The organism is Acetobacter sicerae, assembly GCF_011516765.1.
Lineage (GTDB): Bacteria > Pseudomonadota > Alphaproteobacteria > Acetobacterales > Acetobacteraceae > Acetobacter > Acetobacter sicerae.
This window is the reverse complement of record NZ_JAAABN010000056.1, coordinates 1-2,261: the sequence shown is the minus strand read 5'-3', so window position 1 is coordinate 2,261 and position 2,261 is coordinate 1. Positions and strand designations below refer to the sequence as shown.

1 protein-coding gene is annotated in these 2,261 nt (G+C 59.8%); it reads right to left on the bottom strand.

The window, feature by feature from the left end:
- Positions 1 to 58: 58 nt before the first annotated feature.
- On the bottom strand, positions 59 to 2,261 hold a 2,203-nt coding region (locus tag GVI59_RS18450; RefSeq protein WP_173575500.1), incomplete at its 5' end, for a Tn3 family transposase.

Genomic DNA, 2,261 nt, shown 5'->3' with positions numbered 1-2,261 from the left:
GAGGCCATCGTGTGGATGGTACGCTAAACAACGTTTGGCATGAACAATAAAGGAACGATCAGGCGGCACGAGCCTGTTTCGACAGATTGAGCGTCTTGCGGCCCGCAGAAGCTGCGGCTTTGTCCCAGAGAAAGTCTCCGGAAAAGGCGATGTGCTCCCATCCCACCGGGGAAGTATGCGCCAGCAGGTCCTCAGGGACGGCCGCCGATGTTGAGCGCAGATGTGTGACGGCGGTTTGCAGATAGACTGTATTCCAGTAGACGATCGCCGCGATGACGAGATTGAGGCCCGACGCCCGGTATTGCTGGGCTTCATGGCTGCGGTCGATGATCCGTCCCTGGCGGAAGGTATGGATTGCCTGGGTCAGCACATGCCGCTGCTCGCTGTTGTTGAGCCCTGCCTGACATCTCTGCCGCAGATCAGGGGTTTCGAGCCAGTCGAGCATGAACAGAGTGCGCTCGATCTTGCCGATTTCCTGGAGTGCGACGTCGAGCCGATTCTGGCGCTCATAGGCAGCAAGCTTGCGCAACATCCTGGAGGGCGCGACATGCCCGGCCTTGATTGATCCGACAAGCCGCAGCACGTCCTCCCATTGTTCCCGAATGATGTCGGTGCGGATGGTTTTGCCAAGCAGCGGGCTGATGGAGGGATAGGAACTGGCCGGTGCGATGGACGCCAGGCGTCTATCCGGAAAGTCGCGCAGGCGCGGGCAAAAGCGAAAACCCAACAGGGCGCAGAGCGCGAAGACATGGTCGGTGGCACCACCCGTGTCGGTATAATGCTCGGAGATTTTAAGCCCGGTTCCATGACTGGTCAGGCCGTCGAGCACGTATGGCGCTTCGTGTGTCGCAGCCGAGATGACCTTCACATGGTATGGGGCACGCTGATCAGACACATGCGTGTAAAAGCTGAACCCATGGTCAACGCCGTACCGGGCATTGACGTCTCCGCCCGAGGCACCGCGCTTGGCGCCGCGAAAGAACTGCCCATCAGAGCTCGAACTCGAACCGTCCCCCCAGCTCCGGGAAAATGGCAGACGATGATGAGAGTTGATGAGGACGGCCAGCGCCTTGCGATAATTTTCGTCGCGGACATAAGCGTCGTGGGTCCAGAAGAGCTGATCACGGGTAACGCCGTGACTCGCGGCAGCCATGCGTGATAGCCCCAGATTGGTAGCGTCCGCCAGAATGGCCGCGAGTAACGCATTCTCGTTGGGACAGGCTTCGCCCGTGCGCAGATTGGTAAAGGCGCTGAGGAAACCGGTAGCCTGCGCCACCTCGTGCAGCAGCTCCGTGATGCGGATTGGCGGCATCAGGGCGTTGAGCTGTTGCGCCAGGTTTTCCGCTTGCGGCGGCGTTGTCGCGCGTATCGGCGATATCTGGAGGTGCCCGTCACGAAAGCGCACCCCCTGCAAGGCGTCGCGTTTCAGGCTTTGCGCGAACTTCTTCAGGCGTTTATCCAATTCGCGAGCGCGCTGATCCAGCCATTCATTTGCCGACAGGGGCAGGTCAAGTTCGGCAATGAACGGTTTTGCCTGCTCCCTACTGAGCATGTAGCTGTCGAAGCGACGATAATTGGCCGACCGCTCGATCCACACATCGCCGGAACGCAGCTTGTTGCGCAAATGCGCGAGCGTCGCGATTTCCCACAGACGCCGGTTGGGCTTGTCATCCTGATCGATAACGATCTTCTGCCATTCCTTGCGAAACGGCATCGGTGCGTCGCCAGGTAAATCGCGTTTGCCTGCTCTGTTGAGATTCCGCAACAACGTGATCGCAGCCAGGGTCTTGGCGCCTCCTCTTCCTGCCTGGAATTCCAGCGTTTCCAGCAGATCGGGCGCGAATTTTCGAAGGGTAATATAACGCTCCGCAGCGGCTGTCAGAGGATCGAGGTCGGCAGTCCTGGCGATCGCCCCAACCTCTGACCTTGCTTTCAACAGGGTCGCCCATCCGACCGTGGCATCCAGAGTTTCCATAGGATCTCTGCCGTCGCTGGCCGCCTCGGCCAAGGCATCGATGGTCGCCTGAAACAGGCGCATCAGGCGTGCGACGTTCTTCGATGTTGCCGAAAAGCTGCGGGCCTTTGTGTTCCGTGCCCGGGTAAAGATGCTGCCGACCAGCTTGTCAGCCATGTCCAGGGCGCTGTCCGTCAGACGTTCCTCGGCATCGATCAGGAAAGCGACGAGCGTGGCGTAACGGCGTGATGGCGTGTAGCGCTCGATCATCGAGGCCGGAGATATCCGGCCTTCCCGGACGTATTGG